Here is a 19,859-nt window from a genome sequence, read left to right as displayed (position 1 = left end):
ACGCGGGGCTGTCGGCTGCGTCCAGCTGCATACGTATTCATGGCGCCACGCGGTAGCGCGCCTGCTGCGCTGGCTTATGGTCCGGGTCTGCCAACGGCGCCTTGGGAGGGGAAATGCCGATGCCACACACGGTTGTACGCGCGCTGTTCGCGCACATGTTCGGCCTGGCCCTGTTGGGCGTGGCCACGCTGGCGCAGGCCGCGCCACAGGTCGCCAGCGTCGAATCACCCGGCAAGGTGCTCAAGGTCAGCCTCGTGCTGGACGGCGGCACCGCCCGCTACCGCGTCGAGCGTTTCGGCGAACCCGTGGTGGAGGATTCGAAGCTCGGCTTCGCCCTGCGCGACGGCCGCCTGGACCGCGATTTCGCCCTGCTTGGCCAGCAGCGGCGCAGCGTCGACGACAGCTGGGAGCAGCCGTGGGGCGAGCGCCGGCTCACCCGCAACCACTTCAACGAGCTGACCGTGCAGCTGGCCGAAACCACCGGGAGCAAGCGTCGGCTGGATGTGGTGTTCCGCGCCTACGACGATGGCCTGGGCTTCCGCTATGTATTCCCCGAACAGCCGAACCTGCACGAGGCGATCATCGATGACGAACTGACCGAGTTCGCCATCGCACCTGAATCCACCGCTTGGTGGATCCCCGCCGGCGAGCCGATCCACTACGAATATCTGTACCAGCGCACGCCGCTGCGCGAGGTGCCGCTGGTGCATACGCCGATGACCGTGCGCAGCCGCGATGGCCTGCATGTGGCCATTCACGAGGCCGCTCTGGTGGACTACGCCGGCATGTGGCTGCGGCGCACCGAGGGGCAACGCCTGCGCGCGCAGCTGTCACCCTCGGCCGAGGGCTGGAAGGTGCGTCGTGCCCTGCCCTTCGCCACGCCGTGGCGCACGCTGCAGATCGCCGACCGCGCCGGTGGCCTGGTCGAATCGGACCTGATCCTCAACCTCAACGAGCCCAATGCGCTGGGCGATGTGAGCTGGGTGAAGCCTGCCAAGTACGTGGGCGTGTGGTGGTCGATGCACCTGGACAACGAGAGCTGGGCCACGGGGCCGAAGCATGCAGCCACCACCGCCAAGACGAAGAAGGTGATCGACTTCGCCGCCGCGCATGGCTTCCGCGGCGTGCTGGTGGAGGGCTGGAACCCGGGCTGGGACGGCATGTGGGTGGGCAACGGCTACGACTTCGATTTCACCCGGGCCACGCCCGATTTCGACATTGAAGCGCTGTCGGCATATGGCCTGAAAAAGGGTGTGCACCTGATCGGCCACCATGAAACCGGCTGCGCCATCGAGCACTACGAGGACCAGCTGGGTGCCGCGCTGGACCTGTACGCACGGCTGGGCGTGGACCAGTTCAAGACCGGCTACGTCTGCGACGATGGCCAGGTCGACCGCCGCAATCCCACGGGGGGCCCGCTGTGGCGCGAGTGGCACGACGGGCAGTTCATGGCCCGCCATCACCTGAAGGTGGTGCAGGAGGCTGCGCGCCGGCACCTGTCGGTGAACCCGCATGAGCCGATCAAGGACACCGGCCTGCGCCGCACCTACCCCAACTGGATCTCGCGCGAAGGCGCGCGCGGCATGGAGTACAACGCCTGGGGCCAGCCGCCGAACCCGCCGGAGCACGAGGTCAACCTGGTGTTCACCCGCATGCTGGCCGGGCCGATGGATTACACCCCCGGCATCCTCAGCCTGAAGGGCCGCCACGGCCAGGCCATCCCCAGCACGTTGGCCCGCCAGCTGGCGCTGTACGTGGTGCTGTACAGCCCGATCCAGATGGCCGCCGACCTGCCCGAGCACTACCTGCAGCGCCGCGAGGCATTCCGCTTCATCGAGGACGTGGCGGTGGACTGGGAGCAGAGCCGCGTGCTCGATGGCGAAGTGGGCGACTACGTGACGATCGTGCGCCGTGACCGCAACAGCCGCGACTGGTTCCTCGGCAGCATCACCGACGAACACGGCCGCGTGCTGCCGGTATCGCTGGGCTTCCTGGAGCCAGGCGTGCGCTATCGCGCCGAGATCTACCGCGATGGCGAAGGCGCCGATTTCCGCAGCAATCCGTTCGCGTTCGCGCGCGAAACCCGCGAGGTGACCAGCGCCGATGCACTGACGCTGGTGCTGGCACCGGGCGGTGGGCAGGCCGTTCGCTTCACGCCGCTGTGAATGCCCCGGTAGTGCCGGCCGCTGGCCGGCAAGCCGGTGAACGTGATTGCCGGCCGCTGGCCGGCACCACCGCAAGCAGGATCTGAAAGCGATTACACCCCTGCAAACGCCATTGAATACGTATGCAGGGTGATTCCCGCGAAGAACGCGCTGCCTACCATAGCGGCGACGACAGCGGCCACCGCGTCGCACGTTCACGGCACCGCCGGAACGCTCACAAATCGATCTGCAACATTGCCTGGGAGGGGAAAATGTTGAACCACAAGCGCAGTGCGCTGAGTCTCGCGCTGGCCGTTGTGCTGGCGCCGACGCTGGCGTCGGCACAGTCCACGCAGAGCACCACCACGCCGGCCACCACCGCCGCCACCAACCTGGATACGGTGCAGGTCACCGGCATCCGCCGCGGCATCGAGAACGCGATCGCGGTCAAGCAGGACGCCACCTCGGTGGTCGAGGCGATTTCCGCCGAAGACATCGGCAAGCTGCCCGACGTCAGCATCGCCGAATCCATCTCGCGCCTGCCCGGCCTGGCCGCCCAGCGCGTGGCTGGCCGTGCGCAGGTGATCAGCGTGCGCGGCCTGTCGCCGGACTTCGCCACCACCCTGCTCAATGGCCGTGAAGTGGTCAGCACCGGCGACAACCGCGGTGTCGAGTTCGACCAGTACCCGTCCGAGCTGGTCAACGGCGTGACGGTGTACAAGACCCCGGACGCGGCGCTGGTCGGCCAGGGCCTGTCGGGCACCATCGACATGCAGACTGCACGCCCGCTCAGCTTTGGCGAGCGCGTGATCGCGGTCAGCGGCCGCTACCAGAAGAGTTCGCTGGGCCGCGCCGCCAACGTCGATCCGTACGGCAACCGCTTCAGCGCCAGCTACATCGACCAGTTCCTGGACAAGACCCTGGGCATTGCCATCGGCTACGCGCACAGCGACATGCCGATCCAGGAGAACCAGGTCGGCCTGTACGAACCGTGGACCACCGAACACACCGACAAGGGCGAGCGCCCGGGCGTGGGCGCCGGCACCTACTTCTCCGATGGCATCAAGGCGCTGCGCCGCACCGGCAACAACAAGCGCGACGGCGTGATGGCCACGATCCAGTTCCGTCCGAACAACAGCTGGACCAGCACCTTCGATGCGTTCCACACCGAAGCCGAGCAGATCGACACCGCCAACCAGTTCGAGCTGAACCTCAGCAACTACAACGGCAACTACACCCCGGGCCTGCTGGTCAGCAACCCGCAGATCAACGCCAACGGCTCGTTCACCGGCGGCACCGCCAGCGGCGTGTATCCGCTGGTGCGCGGCATGTACAACAAGCGCAAGGACAAGATCGATGCGTTCGGCTGGAACAACGAGTTCAACTTCGGCGGCGTCAAGCTGGTCGCCGACCTGAACTACTCCAAGGCCACGCGCGCTGAGCTGAACCTGGAAAACAACCTGCAGCTGACCCCGATGCCTCAGCTGGACACGGTCGGCGTGTCGATCCGTCAGAACGGCTTCTCGCAGATCAGCCCGGGCCTGAACTACTCCAATCCCGACGCGCTGTTCCTGACCAACACCATCTACGGCTCCGGCTACGGCAAGGTGCCGCAGGTGGAAGACCGCCTGAAGGGTGGCAAGCTGGCCGCAACGATCGCCTTGCCCGAAGCGATCGCCTCGTGGGCGCCGGACATCGACATCGGCGTCAACTATGCCGACCGCCGCAAGGTGAAGACCCAGTCCGAAGGCAACATCCTGCTCGGTGCACAGGGTGATGCCAACATCGCCTCGGACCTGCAGTACCGCCCGGTCGACCTGAGCTTCGCCGGCCTCGGCACCATCCCGGCCTGGAACGTGCCGGCCGCGGTCGGTCGCTACATGATCTTCAACCCGGTCGACAACCTGGACTACCTGATTCCCAAGTCGTGGACGGTGCAGGAAAAGATCACCACCGCGTGGGCGCGCCTGAACATCAACACCGACATCGGCGTGGTCGGCGTGCGCGGCAACATCGGCGTGCAGATGCAGCACACCGACCAGAGCTCGGATTCGCGCTACTGGGACAGCTCGCAGCCGGCTGGCAGCAACATCCAGCCCTACTCCGCAGGCCGCAAGTACAACGACTGGCTGCCAAGCTTGAACCTGGCCTTCATGTTCCCGCACCAGCAGACGCTGCGCTTTGCCGCCGCCAAGCAGGTTGCGCGGCCGCGCGTGGACCAGATGCGTGCCGGCCTGGAGTTCGGCGTGGACACCGGCACCGGCCGCCCCGGCGGCAGTGGCGGCAACCCTTTGCTGGACCCGTGGCGCGCCACCGCACTGGACCTGTCCTATGAGAAGTACTTCGGCGAGAAGGCTTACGTGGCCGCCGCGATCTTCTACAAGGACCTGAAGAGCTACGTCTACACCCAGTCGGTGGACAACTACGACTTCACCGCGCTGCTGGGCAGCTACGTACCGCCGCCGGGCATGACCGCACCGGTGCTGACCACCGGCACCTTCTCCGCGCCGCAGAACGGCAAGGGCGGCACGCTGAAGGGCCTGGAGCTGACCGCATCGTTCCCGCTGGACATGCTGACCGACAGCCTGCGTGGCTTCGGCGTGCAGGCCAGCGCGACCTTCAACAAGAGCGACATCACCATCCTGGATCCGGAAAGCGCGTCCAGCGTGGGCAGTGACCCGATCAGCCTGCCGGGTCTGTCCAAGCGCGTGTACAACTTCACCGCCTATTACGAGCGCAGCGGCTTTGAGGCACGCGTGAGCCAGCGCCGACGTTCGGACTTCATCGGTGAGATCGGCAATTTCAACGGCAATCGCAGCCTGCGCTACGTGGTGGGCGAAAACGTGACCGATGCGCAGGTCAGCTACACCTTCAGCGACAGCAGCGCCCTGCGGGGGCTGACCCTGCTGCTGCAGGGCAGCAACCTGACCAACGAGCCGTACCGCACCTACGCCGGCAGCAAGGACCGCCCGCTGGAGTACATCGAATGGGGCCGCACCTACATGCTGGGCGTGAACTACAAGTTCTGACCACGACCGGGTAGTGCCGGCCGCTGGCCGGCAACACAAGGGGAGCAGGACCGGAAACCCGCTGCGCAGGCAGCGGGTTTTCTTTTGCGTGGATGCCCTTCACCGCAATCCCACCCACAAAAAAGGGACGGGGCGCTTCGGCCCCGTCCCCGCAAGTACCGCCACCGGAGAAAACGGTCAGCTGCGTCGGGCGCAATACACCGCGCGCGGCGGCAGCTGGAGTTCATTGCCCTGCACCGTGCCCGCATCCGGGCCCGGCACCGCCACCTGCTGCCAGTTGCCCGGCGGCAGCGGATGGCTCACCGCTTCGGCCGACAGGTTGAAGGCCAGCAGGAGGGTTTCATCTGCAAGCATACGCTCGAACAGCAGCACTGGCTCGGCGCTTTCGATGAACCGGATGCTGCCATGCAGGAGCGCCGGCTGGCTACGCCGCCAGGCCAGGAAGGCGCGGAACGCCGCCAGGACCGAGTGCGGGTCGCGCTCCTGCACGGCCACCGCCGCCGCCCGGTGCTCGGCCGGGATCGGCAGCCAGGGCGTGCCGGAGGTAAAGCCAGCCAGCGGAGCGTCGGTCCACGGCAGCGGGGTGCGGCAACCGTCGCGGCCCTTGAAATTCGGCCAGAAGGTGATGCCATACGGGTCCTGCAGCGCCTCGAACGGCACCTCGGCCTCGGCCAGGCCCAGCTCCTCGCCCTGGTACAGGCACACCGAGCCGCGCAGCGAGCACAGCATCGCCACCAGCATCCGCGCCAGGCGCGGATCGGCCGGATAGCCGCCCCAGCGGCTGACCGCGCGTTCCACATCGTGATTCGAAACCGCCCAGCACGGCCAGCCTTCGGTCATCGCCGCTTCCAGCCGGGAGACCGTGTCGCGGATGTAGGCCGCGCTGTAGTCGTCCACCAGCAGCTCGAAGCTGTAGCCCATGTGCAGGCGGCCGTCCTGGGTGTACTCGGCGGTGGTGGCCAGCGAGTCTTCCGACGAGATCTCGCCCAGGCTCACCGCGCCCGGATACTCATCCAGCAGCGCGCGCAGCTGCTCCAGGAATGGCAGGTTCTCCGGTTGGGTGTTGTTGTAGAAGTGGTACTGGTAGGCGTACGGGTTGTCCGGACTGAAGCCGCGGCCCACCCGCTTGTCCGCCGGCTTGGGCGGGTTATCGCGCAGCTGCGCGTCGTGGAAGCAGAAGTTGATCGCATCCAGGCGGAAGCCGTCCACGCCGCGGTCCAGCCAGAACCGCACATTGTCCAGGGTGGCCTGCTGCACGTCCGGGTTGTGGAAGTTCAGGTCCGGCTGGTCGACCAGGAAGTTGTGCAGGTAGTACTGCTCACGGCGCGGTTCCCACTGCCACGCGCCGCCGCCGAACAGCGACAGCCAGTTGTTGGGCGGGGTGCCGTCCTCGCGCGGGTCGGCCCAGACGTACCAGTCGGCCTTCGGATTACTGCGGTCCTGGCGGCTCTCGCGGAACCAGGCGTGCTCGATCGAAGTATGGCTCAACACCTGGTCGATCATCACCTTCAGGCCCAGGTCGTGCGCCTTGGCCAGTAGACGGTCGAAGTCGTCCAGGCTGCCGAACAGCGGGTCGACGTCGCGATAGTCGGCGATGTCGTAGCCGAAGTCGGCCATCGGCGACTTGAAGAACGGCGAGATCCAGATCGCGTCCACGCCCAGCGCGGCAATATGGTCCAGGCGCTGGATGATGCCCGGCAGGTCGCCCACGCCATCGCCGTTGGCATCGAGGTAGCTGCGCGGGTAGATCTGGTAGATGACGGCTCCGCGCCACCATGGATAGTGCGACATCGACAGCCCCCCTCCGGGCATGCGGGACCCGCCGGCAGCGGGCCGAAATCCTGATCCGGCAAGCTTAGCGGCGGCCTCGCGGGCATGGCGCAACCTGCATACGTATTCACGCAGGCGGCAGCGTTTGCGGGGCCGGGAACGCCGGCCAGCCCCGTTTGCGCCCGAATTCACGGCCAGCGCCTATAATCGGTGGTGAGCCTGAAAGCCTGATCGCATGACCATCACCGAAGACACCCGTCCCGCCCTGGGCCTGCCCCAGATCCAGTCGCTTGCCGCGGCCGACATGGCCGCCGTCGACGCCCTGATCCGGCGCCGGCTGTCCTCGGACGTCGTGCTGATCAACCAGATCGCCGACCACATCATTTCCGCCGGCGGCAAGCGCCTGCGCCCGATGCTGGTGATGCTGGCCGGCCACGCGGTCGGCCAGGCCGGTCCGGAGCACCACCAGTTGGCGGCGATCATCGAGTTCATCCATACCTCGACCCTGCTGCACGATGACGTGGTGGACGAATCCAGCCTGCGCCGTGGCCGCAGCACCGCCAACGCGCTGTGGGGCAACGCGCCCAGCGTGCTGGTCGGCGACTTCCTGTACTCGCGCAGCTTCCAGCTGATGGTCGAGCTGGAGCGCATGCCGGTGATGCAGATCCTGGCCGACGCCACCAACCGCATCGCCGAGGGTGAAGTGCTGCAGCTGCTGCACGTGCACAACCCGGACACCGACGAAGCCGCCTACCTGCGTGTGATCGAGCGCAAGACCGCGGTGCTGTTCGCCGCCGGCACCCGCCTGGGTGCGCTGGCCAGCGGCGTGGACGAAGCCACCCAGCAGGCCCTGTTCGACTACGGCATGCATCTGGGCTACGCGTTCCAGATCGCCGACGACGTGCTGGACTACTCGGCCAATGCCGAGGAACTGGGCAAGAACCTGGGCGACGACCTCGCCGAGGGCAAGGCCACGCTGCCGCTGATCCATGCCATGGCCCATTCCGACGACGCCACCCGCGAGCGCCTGCGCACCATCGTGCAGGACGGCGACGCTTCGGCGATGCCGGAAGTACTGGCCGCGATCCGCTCCACCGGCGGCCTGGAGTACAGCCGCGCGCGTGCCGAGGAATATGCCGAAGCCGCCGAGCGCGCGCTCGATGGCCTGGGCGACAACGATGCCGTGGCGGCCCTGCGTGGCCTGGCGCGTTACGCGGTGCAGCGCTCGCATTGATGGGTTGAGGTGTGCCGACCAACGGTCGGCACCCACCAAACCGGCGTTCCGGAGGGTGCCGACCATTGGTCGGCACGGGAACGCTCGCATTGACCGCATCCGGTAGTGCCGGCCGCTGGCCGGCATTCCCGATGACATCCGCAGCATCATGAGGTTGCCCGCCAGCGGCCGGCACTACCGCTGCGCGGATCAACGTTTCTCGAAGCGCTCCTCGAAGAACTCATCCAGCGCCTTCCACGCGCGCTTGGCCGCCCGCTCGTTGTACTGGCACCCCGGCGGGCTGTTGGCATCGCGCTCGGCAAAGCAGTGCACCGCCCCGCTGTAGTTGGTGAACTCCCAGTCGACCTTGGCCGCGTTCATTTCCCTCTGGAAACCGGCGATATCCTCGGCGGTCACGCTCCTGTCGTCGGCACCGTTGAGCACCAGCACCGACGGGTGACTGCCACCGGCCTGCGCCGGCAGCGGTGAACCCAACCCACCGTGCAGGCTGACCACAGCGGCCAACGGCGCACCGGCACGGGCCAGCTCCAGCACCGTGGTGCCGCCAAAGCAGAAGCCCACCGCACCGATCCGGCTGGCATCGAGCGGCACCTTGCCGGCCTGCGCCTTGAGCACGTTCACCGCTTCCAGCGCACGTGCCCGCAGCAACGGCCGGTCGTTGCGCAGCTTGGTCGCCACCGGCCCGGCCTCGGCATCGGTCTTCGGCCGCACGCCCTTGCCGTACACATCGGCCACCAGCACCACGTAATCATCGCCCGCCAGCTGCTTGGCCTTCTCGATGGCCGACTCGTTCACACCCTTCCAGTTCGGCACCATCACCAGGCCCGGACGCTTGTCGTTGTCGCCATCGTCATAGACCAGCACGCCACTGAAGGTCGTGCCCTGGTGTTTCCACTCCACCGGCTGCGTCTTCATTGCCGCCCACGCCGGCATCGCCGCCAGCCCCAGCATCACCGCCACACCGCATCGCCAACGATTCATGCGCCTGCTCCGCAAGAAAAAGGGGACGGAGGGGATTAAGCCGTATTCGCCCCTCCCGCGTCGCATTCTGCATTGGCGACGTGACGCAGGTGTGGTTGGATACGACTTAATCCCCTCCGTCCCCTTTTTCGCATGAACCTTGTTGACCGCTTTCTGTCTGGCCTGATCCCACGCCTGCCCGCCGACGATGCCCCGCAATGGGCTCACGTCCAGGGCGCCAGCGCAGAAGACCTGCAGCGCCTGCGCATGCAATGGCCGCAGGTGCCTGACAGCCTGGTGGAACTGTTGTCCCGCGTCGATGGCACCCACTTCCGCGAGTACCCCGGCGGCGGGGTCTGCGTGCTGATGCTCGGGTCGGACGTGGAAGACGGCGGCTATCCGTACTACCTGCGCTCGGTCGCGCAGATCTTCGAGGACCAGCAGCAATGGGACGACAGCATCCGTTCCATCTACGAAGAGTGGCTGGATGACGAGCCGGAGATTCTGGGTGAAGGCATCGACGCGGATCTGCCGATGAACCGCCGCCTGTGCTTCTCGCACTGCATGAACAACGGCGGCACGTCGATGCTTTACCTGGATTTCAACCCCGCACCGGGCGGCACCGTCGGCCAGGTGGTGCGCTACCTGCACGACCCGGACAGCTATGCGGTGATCGCGCCCAGCTTCGATGCGTATCTGCAGCAATTGATCGACGGCGGCTACGCGTTCATCGACGAGGAGCAGTAGATCCACGCCATGCGTGGATGAATTTCTCCGGAGGGTTGCCGGCCAGAATCCCGTTGGGGTCAGAGCCCTTTCCTGCGGAGAGGGATCCGACCCCTCAGGCGATGCCCAGCCCCGGAATCGCGCTGATGCTGTCCGGGTCGAATCCGGCCAGCTCGGCGAAATGACGGCCACGCGCCACGTAATCGCGGTACGCACCAAAGCTCGGTGCGCCCGGCGACAGCAGCACCACCCCACCCTGCTCACCCAGCGCAGTACGCGCCAGCGCCATCGCCTCGGCAAGATCGCCCGCAGCATGCAGACCGAAGCGACCGGCATCGGCCAGCGGCTGCAGCATGGCGTGGATGCGCGGGCCGTTGCTGCCCATGGTCACGATCTCCACCGGCGGCACGTCGTGCGCCATGTGCTGCATGAAATCGGTCCAGTCCAGGCCACGGTCGTGCCCGCCCACCAGCAGCGCGATGCGCTGCCCGGCGAAGCACTCCAGCGCGGCCAGGCTGGCATGCGGCGTGGTGCTGATCGAATCGTTGACGTAGGTCAGGCCATCGGCCACGCCGATGCGCTGCAGGCGGTTCGGCAGCGGGCGGAAATCCTGCACCGCCGGTGCCAGCGCTACGGCATCCAGCCCCAGCGCTTCCAGCGCGGCCAGCACCGCGCACAGGTTGCCGCGGTTGTGGCGGCCCGGCAGCGGCGTGTTGCGGGTATCGAACACGGCCTGTTCGCCGCGATGCACGACGTCACCGCGCATGTGCCAGCCCTGCGGCTGGTTGAACCAGACCACTTCGCTGTCAGGGAGCGACAGCGCGGCCAGGTGCGGATCGGCGGCATTGAGCACGGCGATGCGCGGTGCGGCTTCAGTCACCAGCCGCAGCTTGTCTTCGATGTAACGCTGTTCGCTGCCGTGCCAGTCCAGATGCTCCGGCAACAGGTTCAGCACCACCGCCACCTGCGGGCGGGCGCCACTGCGTGCCACTTCGCCGGTCTGGTAGCTGGACAGTTCCACCGCCCAGTACTCAGGCGCGGGCTGCGGGTCCAGCACTTCCAGCAGCGGCAGGCCAATGTTGCCGACCAGGCCGGTACGGTGGCCGGCGGCACGCAGCAGGTGCGCGACCAGCGCGGTGGTGGTGCTCTTGCCCTTGGTACCGGTCACGCACACGGTGTCGTGCACGATGCCATCGTCGGCCGCGTGTTCGGCGAACCACAGCGCGGTGCCACCGATGAAGCGGGTGCCCTGCCCTGCAGCCGCCAACGCGATTGGCTGGTAGGGGCTGATGCCGGGAGACTTGATCACCACGTCAAACGCGGCCAGCGCTTCAGCAGAAGGCTCACCACGCACGTCCAGCACGCCCTGCGTTTCCGCACGCGCGGCCTCGACTTCGGCCGCCGGGCAGAACAGGCTCAGCGGCAGCGAGGGCAGGCGCTCACGCAGCACCGCAAACGCGGCGCGGCCCTCACGGCCCCAGCCCCACAGCGCAACGCGCTTTCCTTCAAGCTTCGAAATCTTCACGCACCCGTTCCCACAGCGCAGGCGGAACGCGATGCTCGCCCTGCAGCTGCAGCAGCGGTGCCAGTTCCAGTTCGGCGGCATCCAGCTGCGGCTGGATCTCGTTGCAGAAGCGCTTCACCAGCACGTCTTCCTTCCACTCCGGGCGTTGCGCCAGGGTCGCCATCGCCGCACGCGATTCGCGGCCTTCGCCCACGCACTCGAACGGCTTGTGGTCCTGGAATTCCAGCAGCGCATCGAAGCCACCGGCCTGCTCGGCATCGTCCAGCAGGTTGCGGCCGAAGATGCGCACCAGGCGCGTCTTGGGCATGAACGGGGCCAGCGCCAGGAACACGAAGTGGCACTTCGGGCAGACGCCGCACCAGCGGTTCACCGGGCGCTCGCCGAGGATGTGGAAGTTGCGGTTGCAGCTGGAGAAATGCGCGTCGTAGAAGTCACTCTTGGCGAACTGGCGGGCCACCGCCAGCTCGGACATCGGGCGCAGCAGCGAGTAGTACTGCAGGTCCGCCGCCACGTACTTCTGCACATGGCTGCCGAACGCCTGCTCGCAGGCCCAGCCCTTGGACCACTGATGATTCACTTCGCCGGTGCCCGGAATCTGGCTGCCGTAGCTGGCCGAGCGCTCGTTGGAGAACACCACCTGGTCCACGCCGTGCAGCAACGCGGCCAGCACCATGATCGCCGAGTTCACCACCGTCACCGGGATATGGCCGTTCCATGCGCCCTGGCGATTCAACTCGAACAGTTCAGGTGCCAGCGTGCGGCCCAGGTTCAATGTCGGCAGGCCGGTGCGCTCGGCGCACGCACGGATCAGCTGCGAGCCACCGATCCAGGTCACGGTTTCGTCCACGCCGGCACGGCGCAGCGCTTCGATGCTGACCAGCGAATCCTTGCCGCCGCCGATGGCCACCAGCGCGTGCGGCTGCAGGCCCAGCGACGGCGCCTGCACGGCCTCGCCCTGCACCGGCAACCGGAAGCGGCCGCGCAGGTTCAGGCCATTGCGGTAGGCGAATTCGCCCAGGCCGTTGAGGTAAATGGTCTCCACCAGTGCGGCGGTATCGGCATCGATGCTGTAGCTGTCGATGCTGACCGTCTCCGGCACGCCCGCCTTGTAGTAGCTGACACCGGCGATCAGGTGCAGCAGCTGCAGCGCACGCTGCACGGCGGCGGCACGCGCCTCGTCCAGCACGAACGGGGCGCCCGGCACGGTGATGGTCTCCACCATCTCCGGGCCGTCATCAAAGGCATAGACCAGCCTGGCCACGCCGGTCTCCGCGGCGAATTCGCAGCGGACGAAGCGGAAGCGGGAAACCTGGTGTTTGTCGAAAGCAGTCATGGTGTATCCGGTCAGGCACGGGCCCGCGCGATGGCGCGCGGCGTGTCGGTGGGCGGGTGCAGGGCGCGCGCGGCGATCATTCGATCACGTCTTCGCGCGGCAGCATCCGCTGGTTGTAGGTGTTGGCCATCGAATAGCCGTAGGCGCCGGCATCGGCGATCAGCATCACGTCGTCCGGCGCGGTCGACACCGGCAGCTTGCGGCGCTTGCCGAACACGTCGCTGGACTCGCAGATCGGGCCGACCACATCGAACGCCGCCTCGGCATACCCACCCTGGCGGCTGAGGTTCTCGATGTCGTGCCAGGCGTCGTACAGGGCCGGGCGCATCAATGCATTCATGCCGGCATCCAAGCCGACGCGGCGCACGCCGTCCTTTTCCACCACCTGGGTGGCGTGGGTCAGCAGCACGCCGGATTCGGCCACCAGGTAGCGGCCCGGCTCGATCGCCAGGCGGAACGCCGGATGCAGCGCCTTGACCTCAGCCAGGCCCTCGGCCCAGGCATCCAGATCGAACGGCTCGTCCTCGGCGGAATACGGAATCGGCAGGCCGCCGCCGATGTCGATGGTCTGCACGCTGCCGATGCGGCGGGCGAAACCGGCCAGCTCATCGCACATCAGGCGCCAGTGCTGCGCGGTCTCCACGCCGCTGCCCAGGTGCGCGTGCAGGCCGACCACGCGGCTGCCCAGATCAGTGGCTGCGCGCACGAACTCATCGACACGGGCGATCGGCAGGCCGAACTTGGACTCCTTGCCACCGGTACGGACCTTGGCGTGGTGGCCCTCGCCACGGCCCAGGTCAACGCGCAGCCACAGCTCGCGGTTGCGGAACAGGTCCGGCCAGCGCTGCAGTGCCTCGACGTTGTCGACCGTCACCGTCACGCCCAGCGCGAATGCGGCTTCGTACTCGCTGCGCGGGCAGAAGCTGGGAGTGAACAGCACGCGCTTGGGCGACAGTTCCGGCAGGTGCTGGAACACGTGCTTCAGTTCGCCATGCGACACGCACTCCAGGCCGAAGCCTTCGGCTTCCAGCAGCTGCAGGATGGCCGGGTGGCTGTTGGCCTTGATCGCGTAGTAGCGCTGGTCGATCGGCTTGATCGCGGCCAGCGCGCGGGCGCGGGCGCGCACGGTCGGCAGATGGTAGACGTAGCGCGGCGTACCGGCATCGGCCAGCTGCAGCAGGTGCGCACGCTGGCCGCGCCACCACGGCGTGCCACGCGGGCGCACGGTGCCGGCGATCTCGCGCCAGCGCGGGCCGAACACTTCGGTCTCTTCCACCGGCATCGCGCCGCTGTCGATCAGCTCGGCGTGCAGCACCGGCAGCAGGCCATCGGCATCGGCCTCGTCGATGACGAAGGTCAGGTTCAGGTCATTGGACGACTGCGAGATCATGTGCACGCGCTCGCGGCCGAAGGTCGCCCACACGTCCGACAGCTTGTGCAGCAGCGAACGCATGCCACGGCCAACCAGAGTGATCGCCGCACACGGCACGATCACCTTCACCTTGCAGATCTGCGACAGGTCGGCCGACAGCGCGGCCAGCACATCGGTATTGACCAGGTTCTCGGACGGATCCAGCGACACGGTGACGTTGGTTTCGGCCGAACCGATCAGGTCCACCGACAGGCCGTGCTTCTTGAACAGATTGAACACATCGGCCAGGAAGCCGACCTGCTGCCACATGCCGATGCCTTCCATCGACACCAGCACGATGCCGTTGCGGCGGCTGATCGCCTTCACCCCTGGTACCGGCGCGGCGCTGCCATCGATGCTGGTGCCGGGCAGTTCCGGGCGCTCGGTATCGAGGATGGCCATCGGTACGCCGGCATCGCGGCACGGCTTGATCGAGCGCGGGTGCAGCACCTTGGCGCCGGTGGTGGCGATTTCCTGCGCCTCGTAATAGTCCAGGCGGGTCAGCAGGCGCGCGTCCGGCACATCCTTCGGATTGGCGCTGAACATGCCCGGCACATCGGTCCAGATCTCCACGCGGCTGGCACCCAGCAACGCACCGAAGTACGCCGCCGAGGTATCCGAGCCGCCGCGGCCGAGGATGGCGGTACCGCCATCGGCATGCCGCGAGATGAAGCCCTGGGTGATCAGCAGGCGGGTCGGCTGCGCACGGAAGCGCTGCATCCATTCCGCGTCGGCGCGCCACTGGCAGTTCACCGACAGGCGCTGCGACCAGTCGCTCTGGTTCGGCTGCGGCGGCATCGCGTCCAGCCACTGGCGGGCATCCATCCAGCCCATGTCCAGGCCCGACGCGCGCAGGTAGGCCGCACCCAGGGTGGAGGACAGCAGCTCGCCCTGGCCCAGCACTTCGGCCTGCCAGTCGAGCGGACGGGTGGCCGCCCGCGCGTCGTCGAGCAGCCCCTGCAGCGCCGCCAGGCGATCGGCCAGCACCTCGCGGCCCAGGCCGAGTTCAACCAGGAAGGCCTCGTGGCGTTCGACCAGCGCCGCCACGCGATCCCGGCTGTCGGGCGCGCCATCGGCGATCGCGGTCAGTTCGTTGGTGACCCCGGACAGCGCCGACACCACCACCAGCACGCGCGAGCCGGTCTCTTCCGCGCGTTTTTTCGCCAGCTTCCCGATCGTGTCCCAGCGGTGACGACGCGACACCGAGGTGCCGCCGAACTTCAGTACGATCCAACGATCGACAAGGGGGGAAGCTGACATGGATTGGCTATGTAGAATGTGGGGGAAGCCGCCCTCGGGGGCGGAACCTTTGATTCTAAGCGCAATATCCCCGTAGATGGCCGTCCTCCGTTACCTGCAGCTCGATGTCTTCGCCCCCCGCCCCGGCACCGGCAACCCGTTGGGCGTCATTCTGGACGCCGACGGGCTCCCCAGCAGCCAGATGCAGGCCCTGGCCGCCTGGCTGAACCTGTCCGAGACGGTGTTCTTCCTGCGCCCCAGCACGCCGGGCGCCGACTACCACATCCGCATCTTCACCCCGACCCGCGAGCTGGCCTTCGCCGGCCACCCCAGCGTCGGCGCCGCCTGGGCGGCGGTGACCTGCGGCCTGGCGCAACCGCACGACGGTTCCCTCCTGCAGCAATGCGCGGCGGGGTTGCTGCCTGTACGGGTGAGCGGCCCGGCCGAGGCACTGCAGATCCAGCTGGCCAGCCCACCGGCGCGGCAACTGGACACAGCGGCCGACGGAGCGCCCGAAGCGCTGCTGGCGCTGGCCGACAGCGGGCACGTGCCCGAACTGTGGGACAACGGCGCACGCTGGTGGCTGTTGCCGCTGCGCGACGCCGCCGCCGTACGCAACCTTGTGCCGGACATGGCCACGCTGGCCGACTGGAGCCTCGCCACCGACGCGACCGGTGTGGCCGTGTTCGCCGACGAGGCCGGCGACGACCACACCCGGGTGGTGCGCGCTTTCTGCCCCGCTGATGCAGCCGCCGTGCCCGAGGATCCAGTGACCGGCAGCGCCAATGCGCTGATCGGTGCCTGGCTGCGCCAGCGCAATGCCCTGCCCGGCCGCGAGGGCCGCTACGTCGCCAGCCAGGGCCGCGAAGTCGGCCGCGATGGTCGCGTACAGGTCGAGGTTGATGCGCAGGGCACGGTGTGGATCGGCGGCCAGGTGCAGTGCGTGATCGACGGCAGCATCCATTGGTAGCGCCGGGCCGCGCACGGTCGCCGGGCATGGCCCGGCGCTACCGTATCCCCTCTCGTTTTACGGAGTTTGCCCCCTATGACCACCCGCCGTTTCCTGCAGCTGGACGTGTTCTCCCCGCGCGCCGGCGCTGGCAATCCGCTGGCCGTGGTACTCGATGCCGAGGGCCTGGACGACGCCAGCATGCAGGCCATCGCGCGCTGGACGCGCCTGCCCGAAACCACCTTCGTGTTCCCGCCGCAGGTGCCGGGCGCCAGCTATCGATTGCGCATGTTCAGCCCGCAGAAGGAAGTACCGTTCGCGGGCCATCCCAGCGTCGGTACCGCGCACGCGGTGCTGCAGGCGGGCCTGGCCGCAGCGGTCGACGGCGTGCTGGTGCAGGACGGCATTGCCGGCGCGCTGCCGCTGCGCGTCAGCGGTGAGGGTACGCAGCAGCGCATCGCCATCCGCACCCCGCGCGCGCAGCTGGCCGAAACCGCTGAGGCCACCGATCCGCGCCTGCAGGCCGCGCTGAAGGACTGGCCGCTGGGCACACTGCCGCCGGCACGCATGCAGGGCGGCCGCAGCTGGTGGGTGGTGCAGGTGGCCGACGAGGCCGCATTGCGCGTGCTGCAGCCAGACTGGGATGCAGTGGCCGCACTGGCTGAATCCACCGACAGCATGGGCGTGTTCGCCTATGCCTTCAGCGATGGCAGCGAGGGTTTCGACCTGGCCGTACGTGCCTTCGTCGGCAATGGACGCCGCTTCGAGGACGCCGCCTCGGGTGCGGCCAATGCGGTGCTGGCCGCGTGGCTGGACCTGCGTGACGCGCTGCCGCGTGGACGGACGCCGTTTGAAGTCAGCCAGGGCCGCGAAGTCGGCCATGACGCGCGCCTGACCCTGCTGGTCGACCAGGACGGCGAGGTCTGGTCTGGCGGGCAGGTGCAGACGGTGATCAGCGGCACCATCGATTGGTAAACACCATCGAGGTGGAGCCGAAGGCAGCGGCAGGAGCCGCTGCCAACGTCGGACGCGACGGCCCGGAGGGTGGCGGCCGGGAAGGCCGCCATAACGCTGGCCGGCTGTTACCTGGACCTCGAGATCATGCGGTTGCCGGCCAGCGGCCGGCACTACCCTCAGCCCAGCTCGGCTTCCAGGCTGATCGGCACCGCGCTCAGCGCCTTGGACACCGGGCAGTTCTGCTTGGCGTCATCGGCAATCGCACGGAACTGCGTCGCGTCGATACCCGGCACCACTGCCTTCACCTTCAGCCGGATCTGCGACAGCTGCGGGCCGCCCTCCAATGACAGATCTACCTTGGCTTCGGTATCCAGCGAGGTCGGGGTAAAGCCGGCTTCGCCGAGCTTGGCCGACAGCGCCATGGTGAAGCAACCGGCGTGCGCAGCAGCGATGAGCTCTTCCGGATTGGTGCCCTTTTCGTCGCCGAAACGGCTGTTGAAGCCGTAGCGTGTCTTGTCCAGCAGCCCGCTCTGCGGCGTGCTCAGCTGCCCCTTGCCCGACTTCAGATCGCCTTCCCAGTGCGCGGTGGCGTGTCGCGAGATTCCCATGTGCTGCTCCTGCGTGACGGTGATGAACGGTCACCCTCGCACGGGAGGCGTTAGCCCTGCGTCGCTCCGCCGCACGCCGCAGGTCGCCTTCCGAACCCGGCGCGTGGACACTTTCTCACCAGCCGGAAACGCATTTTTCTCTTGTTTTCAGTGGTTTCGCGCATTCCGCCGATGGGCGGGCGTGGGCCGTAGCGCGCGTTGCCACACCCCCGTCCCCCACGGCGCGCCATGTACTGAATCGGCCTGGATATGAAAAAACATGCACTTTCCGCGCTTCGGGCTATTGGCGGCGCCCAAGAGTTGCCCTACATTGCGCTTGCCGACGGGGTTCGGCGCCGACCAAACAACCAACCGTTCACGGAACAGGAAACCATGGCAAAGACCGCTAAGAAGGCTGCCCCGAAGAAGGCAGTGAAGAAAGTCGCGACGAAGGCAGCCGCCAAGCCGGCCGCTCCGAAGCCGATCAAGGAAGTGCTGACCAAGTCCGGCCTGGTTGCACACATCGCTGAAGCCTCCGGCGTCGTCGCCAAGGACGTCCGCGCTGTGCTGGCCTCGCTGGAAAGCGCCGTTGCCTCCTCGGTGCACAAGAAGGGCGCTGGCTCCTTCACCCTGCCGGGCCTGCTGAAGATCACCACCGTCAATGTGCCGGCCAAGCCGAAGCGCAAGGGCATCAACCCGTTCACCAAGGAAGAGCAGTGGTTCGCTGCCAAGCCGGCCACCACCAAGCTGAAGGTGCGTCCGCTGAAGAAGCTGAAGGACGCCGCGCTGTAAGCGCGCGCCCCAACGCGGATTCCGACGGGACGGCTCTGGCCGTCCCGTTTTCTTTTGCACGTTCCCGGCAGCAGGTCCACGCCACGCGTGGATGCGCCGCCCCGGGGCATCCGCAACACAGCGTTGCCGCATACTGGAAAATCCCCGTTCAAGCCCGTCGCCATTAGCCAGGCGCGGCCTGGGCAGGCCCTGGAACGTACCGGGTGGAACACTGCGTGCAGCCCCGGCCATCGCCGCCGGGCACGGCCTTGCCTAAGGTGGGCGCATCCTCCACAGCAACGGCGAGCATCCCCTCATGGCCAGCCCCTCCACCCGCTACCGGATCTCGGTGACCCCCATCGAAAAGGACGGGTTGCAGTGCACCGGGCGCTGCACCATCGAACTGGAGCATCGCGCCAGCCGCGACCTGATGCGCCTGCTGGAAGCGGCGCCACGCACCGCTGGCATCAGCGGTGATGAACGCGCGACCCTGGTGATCGCCACCCAGCTGCTGCGCGACATCGTGCAGCGCCACGCAGAGACCGATGGACATGCGTTGGCCGCCATCGCCGGGCAGGTGCTGCCGGCACTGGATGCGCTGGAGCAGTTGCCCTCCTCCCGCTGATTCCCGCGCAGCCGATACACTGTCTCCCCCACATCGCCTCGGGGAGGAGGCATGCGCAGGACGCTTTTCCTGATCGTGCCCCTGGCGCTGCTCGGCTGCTCCAGGCCTGCGGCAGCGCCTGATGTTGCGCCAGCGCCGGCTGTCGCCAGCGCCGGAACGCAGGGCATTACCAGCACCGAAGCGGCGTCCCTGCAGACACCGGCGATCGATCCGCTGTTCGCTGCGGTCGCTGCCGACGCCCAACCACCATCGGTGATGCTCAACCGCTACGTGATCGCGCTGCTCAACCGCAACCGCAGCGCCAGCGATGCGGCATGGGCGATTCCACCGGCCGACCCGCACCGCGCAGATGACGCTGCCATACGCCAGCTGCAGGGCGTGCGTACGCTGCGGCTGGACAGCGAGCCCCCGGTGGCACGCGACGGCCAGCATCCTCCCAAGCTGCTGGAGGTGCCGGTGCGGATCCGCGCGGTCACCACGCAAGGCACCTTCCGCTTCGGCGGCTGGTACCGCGTGCAGCCCAGTGCTGATGGCCGCGGCTGGCAGATCCAGTCGGCGCAACTGCGGCCAACGCTGGACTGAACCATTGCAGCGGCATG

15 protein-coding genes are annotated in these 19,859 nt (G+C 67.6%); 9 read left to right on the top strand and 6 right to left on the bottom strand.

Going from position 1 to position 19,859, the window contains the following annotated elements; translation table 11 throughout:
- Positions 1-113 precede the first annotated feature (113 nt).
- Both AC5P9L_RS08975 and AC5P9L_RS08970 read left to right on the top strand, forming a co-directional pair.
- Entirely contained in the window at positions 114-2,165 is a 2,052-nt protein-coding gene (locus AC5P9L_RS08975; protein ID WP_062606664.1) for a glycoside hydrolase family 97 protein, read from the top strand.
- 251 nt (positions 2,166-2,416) lie between these two features.
- Positions 2,417-5,173, top strand: coding sequence for a TonB-dependent receptor (locus tag AC5P9L_RS08970; RefSeq protein WP_227415305.1), 2,757 nt, complete (start codon positions 2,417-2,419; stop codon positions 5,171-5,173).
- A gap of 177 nt (positions 5,174-5,350) precedes the next feature.
- Here the strand turns inward: AC5P9L_RS08970 and AC5P9L_RS08965 are convergent, their stop codons facing one another.
- The gene (locus AC5P9L_RS08965) at positions 5,351-6,964 is read right to left on the bottom strand and encodes an alpha-glucosidase (RefSeq protein WP_005408452.1); all 1,614 of its coding nucleotides are present in this window, start codon (positions 6,962-6,964) and stop codon (positions 5,351-5,353) included.
- Positions 6,965-7,178: 214 nt separating this feature from the next.
- On the opposite strand from AC5P9L_RS08965, the gene AC5P9L_RS08960 reads away from it, so the two are divergent.
- Positions 7,179-8,177, top strand: a complete 999-nt coding sequence (locus AC5P9L_RS08960; RefSeq protein ID WP_012479378.1) for a polyprenyl synthetase family protein — start codon at positions 7,179-7,181, stop codon at positions 8,175-8,177.
- A 189-nt stretch (positions 8,178-8,366) separates the two neighbouring features.
- Here the strand turns inward: AC5P9L_RS08960 and AC5P9L_RS08955 are convergent, their stop codons facing one another.
- Positions 8,367-9,158, bottom strand: a complete 792-nt coding sequence (locus tag AC5P9L_RS08955; RefSeq protein ID WP_005412541.1) for a dienelactone hydrolase family protein — start codon at positions 9,156-9,158, stop codon at positions 8,367-8,369.
- 132 nt (positions 9,159-9,290) lie between these two features.
- Here AC5P9L_RS08955 and AC5P9L_RS08950 point away from each other — a divergent pair, with 132 nt between their 5' ends.
- Positions 9,291-9,884, top strand: coding sequence for an SMI1/KNR4 family protein (locus AC5P9L_RS08950; protein WP_012479376.1), 594 nt, complete (start codon positions 9,291-9,293; stop codon positions 9,882-9,884).
- 94 nt (positions 9,885-9,978) lie between these two features.
- Here AC5P9L_RS08950 and murD read toward each other — a convergent pair whose 3' ends face one another.
- From murD to AC5P9L_RS08935, 3 genes are all read right to left on the bottom strand, one after another.
- Entirely contained in the window at positions 9,979-11,388 is a 1,410-nt protein-coding gene (murD, locus tag AC5P9L_RS08945) for a UDP-N-acetylmuramoyl-L-alanine--D-glutamate ligase (protein WP_227415304.1), read from the bottom strand.
- Positions 11,369-12,721: a UDP-N-acetyl-alpha-D-muramoyl-L-alanyl-L-glutamate epimerase gene (gene murL / locus AC5P9L_RS08940; protein WP_201861911.1), complete on the bottom strand. Its 1,353-nt coding sequence runs from the start codon at positions 12,719-12,721 to the stop codon at positions 11,369-11,371. Before murL ends, murD begins: the two co-directional genes overlap by 20 nt.
- Positions 12,722-12,797: 76 nt before the next feature.
- Positions 12,798-15,392, bottom strand: coding sequence for a bifunctional aspartate kinase/diaminopimelate decarboxylase (locus tag AC5P9L_RS08935; protein WP_062606656.1), 2,595 nt, complete (start codon positions 15,390-15,392; stop codon positions 12,798-12,800).
- A gap of 76 nt (positions 15,393-15,468) precedes the next feature.
- Between AC5P9L_RS08935 and AC5P9L_RS08930 the strand changes: the two genes are divergently transcribed.
- Positions 15,469-16,341: a PhzF family phenazine biosynthesis protein gene (locus tag AC5P9L_RS08930; RefSeq protein ID WP_099605395.1), complete on the top strand. Its 873-nt coding sequence runs from the start codon at positions 15,469-15,471 to the stop codon at positions 16,339-16,341.
- A 75-nt stretch (positions 16,342-16,416) separates the two neighbouring features.
- Positions 16,417-17,295, top strand: a complete 879-nt coding sequence (locus AC5P9L_RS08925; RefSeq protein ID WP_043034181.1) for a PhzF family phenazine biosynthesis protein — start codon at positions 16,417-16,419, stop codon at positions 17,293-17,295.
- Positions 17,296-17,453: 158 nt separating this feature from the next.
- On the opposite strand, the gene AC5P9L_RS08920 is transcribed toward AC5P9L_RS08925, so the two are convergent.
- Entirely contained in the window at positions 17,454-17,885 is a 432-nt protein-coding gene (locus AC5P9L_RS08920; protein WP_005408443.1) for an OsmC family protein, read from the bottom strand.
- Positions 17,886-18,257: 372 nt separating this feature from the next.
- Here AC5P9L_RS08920 and AC5P9L_RS08915 point away from each other — a divergent pair, with 372 nt between their 5' ends.
- The 3 genes from AC5P9L_RS08915 (at position 18,258) to AC5P9L_RS08905 (ending at position 19,842) form a co-directional block, all read left to right on the top strand.
- A complete protein-coding gene (locus AC5P9L_RS08915) occupies positions 18,258-18,656 on the top strand; it encodes an HU family DNA-binding protein (protein WP_005408442.1) in 399 nt (132 codons plus the stop codon).
- A gap of 295 nt (positions 18,657-18,951) precedes the next feature.
- Complete coding sequence (locus tag AC5P9L_RS08910) at positions 18,952-19,260, top strand: DUF3861 family protein (protein WP_005408441.1); 309 nt, start codon at positions 18,952-18,954, stop codon at positions 19,258-19,260.
- 51 nt (positions 19,261-19,311) lie between these two features.
- The gene (locus AC5P9L_RS08905) at positions 19,312-19,842 is read left to right on the top strand and encodes a hypothetical protein (RefSeq protein WP_005412534.1); all 531 of its coding nucleotides are present in this window, start codon (positions 19,312-19,314) and stop codon (positions 19,840-19,842) included.
- Positions 19,843-19,859 lie beyond the last annotated feature (17 nt).

It is taken from the genome of Stenotrophomonas sp. YJH_SMC_64 (assembly GCF_059371375.1).
The sequence above is the reverse complement of the archived record's forward strand: the minus strand, read 5'-3'. Positions and strand labels throughout refer to the sequence as shown.

Excerpts from the sequence above, each read along its gene's own strand:
- AC5P9L_RS08975 (WP_062606664.1), top strand. The coding sequence starts at position 114 with ATGCCGATGCCACACACGGTTGTACGCGCGCTGTTCGCGCACATGTTC.
- AC5P9L_RS08970 (WP_227415305.1), top strand. The coding sequence starts at position 2,417 with ATGTTGAACCACAAGCGCAGTGCGCTGAGTCTCGCGCTGGCCGTTGTG.
- AC5P9L_RS08965 (WP_005408452.1), bottom strand. The coding sequence starts at position 6,964 with ATGTCGCACTATCCATGGTGGCGCGGAGCCGTCATCTACCAGATCTAC.
- AC5P9L_RS08960 (WP_012479378.1), top strand. The coding sequence starts at position 7,179 with ATGACCATCACCGAAGACACCCGTCCCGCCCTGGGCCTGCCCCAGATC.
- AC5P9L_RS08955 (WP_005412541.1), bottom strand. The coding sequence starts at position 9,158 with ATGAATCGTTGGCGATGCGGTGTGGCGGTGATGCTGGGGCTGGCGGCG.
- AC5P9L_RS08950 (WP_012479376.1), top strand. The coding sequence starts at position 9,291 with ATGAACCTTGTTGACCGCTTTCTGTCTGGCCTGATCCCACGCCTGCCC.
- murL (WP_201861911.1), bottom strand. The coding sequence starts at position 12,721 with ATGACTGCTTTCGACAAACACCAGGTTTCCCGCTTCCGCTTCGTCCGC.
- AC5P9L_RS08935 (WP_062606656.1), bottom strand. The coding sequence starts at position 15,392 with ATGTCAGCTTCCCCCCTTGTCGATCGTTGGATCGTACTGAAGTTCGGC.
- AC5P9L_RS08930 (WP_099605395.1), top strand. The coding sequence starts at position 15,469 with ATGGCCGTCCTCCGTTACCTGCAGCTCGATGTCTTCGCCCCCCGCCCC.
- AC5P9L_RS08925 (WP_043034181.1), top strand. The coding sequence starts at position 16,417 with ATGACCACCCGCCGTTTCCTGCAGCTGGACGTGTTCTCCCCGCGCGCC.
- AC5P9L_RS08920 (WP_005408443.1), bottom strand. The coding sequence starts at position 17,885 with ATGGGAATCTCGCGACACGCCACCGCGCACTGGGAAGGCGATCTGAAG.
- AC5P9L_RS08915 (WP_005408442.1), top strand. The coding sequence starts at position 18,258 with ATGGCAAAGACCGCTAAGAAGGCTGCCCCGAAGAAGGCAGTGAAGAAA.
- AC5P9L_RS08910 (WP_005408441.1), top strand. The coding sequence starts at position 18,952 with ATGGCCAGCCCCTCCACCCGCTACCGGATCTCGGTGACCCCCATCGAA.
- AC5P9L_RS08905 (WP_005412534.1), top strand. The coding sequence starts at position 19,312 with ATGCGCAGGACGCTTTTCCTGATCGTGCCCCTGGCGCTGCTCGGCTGC.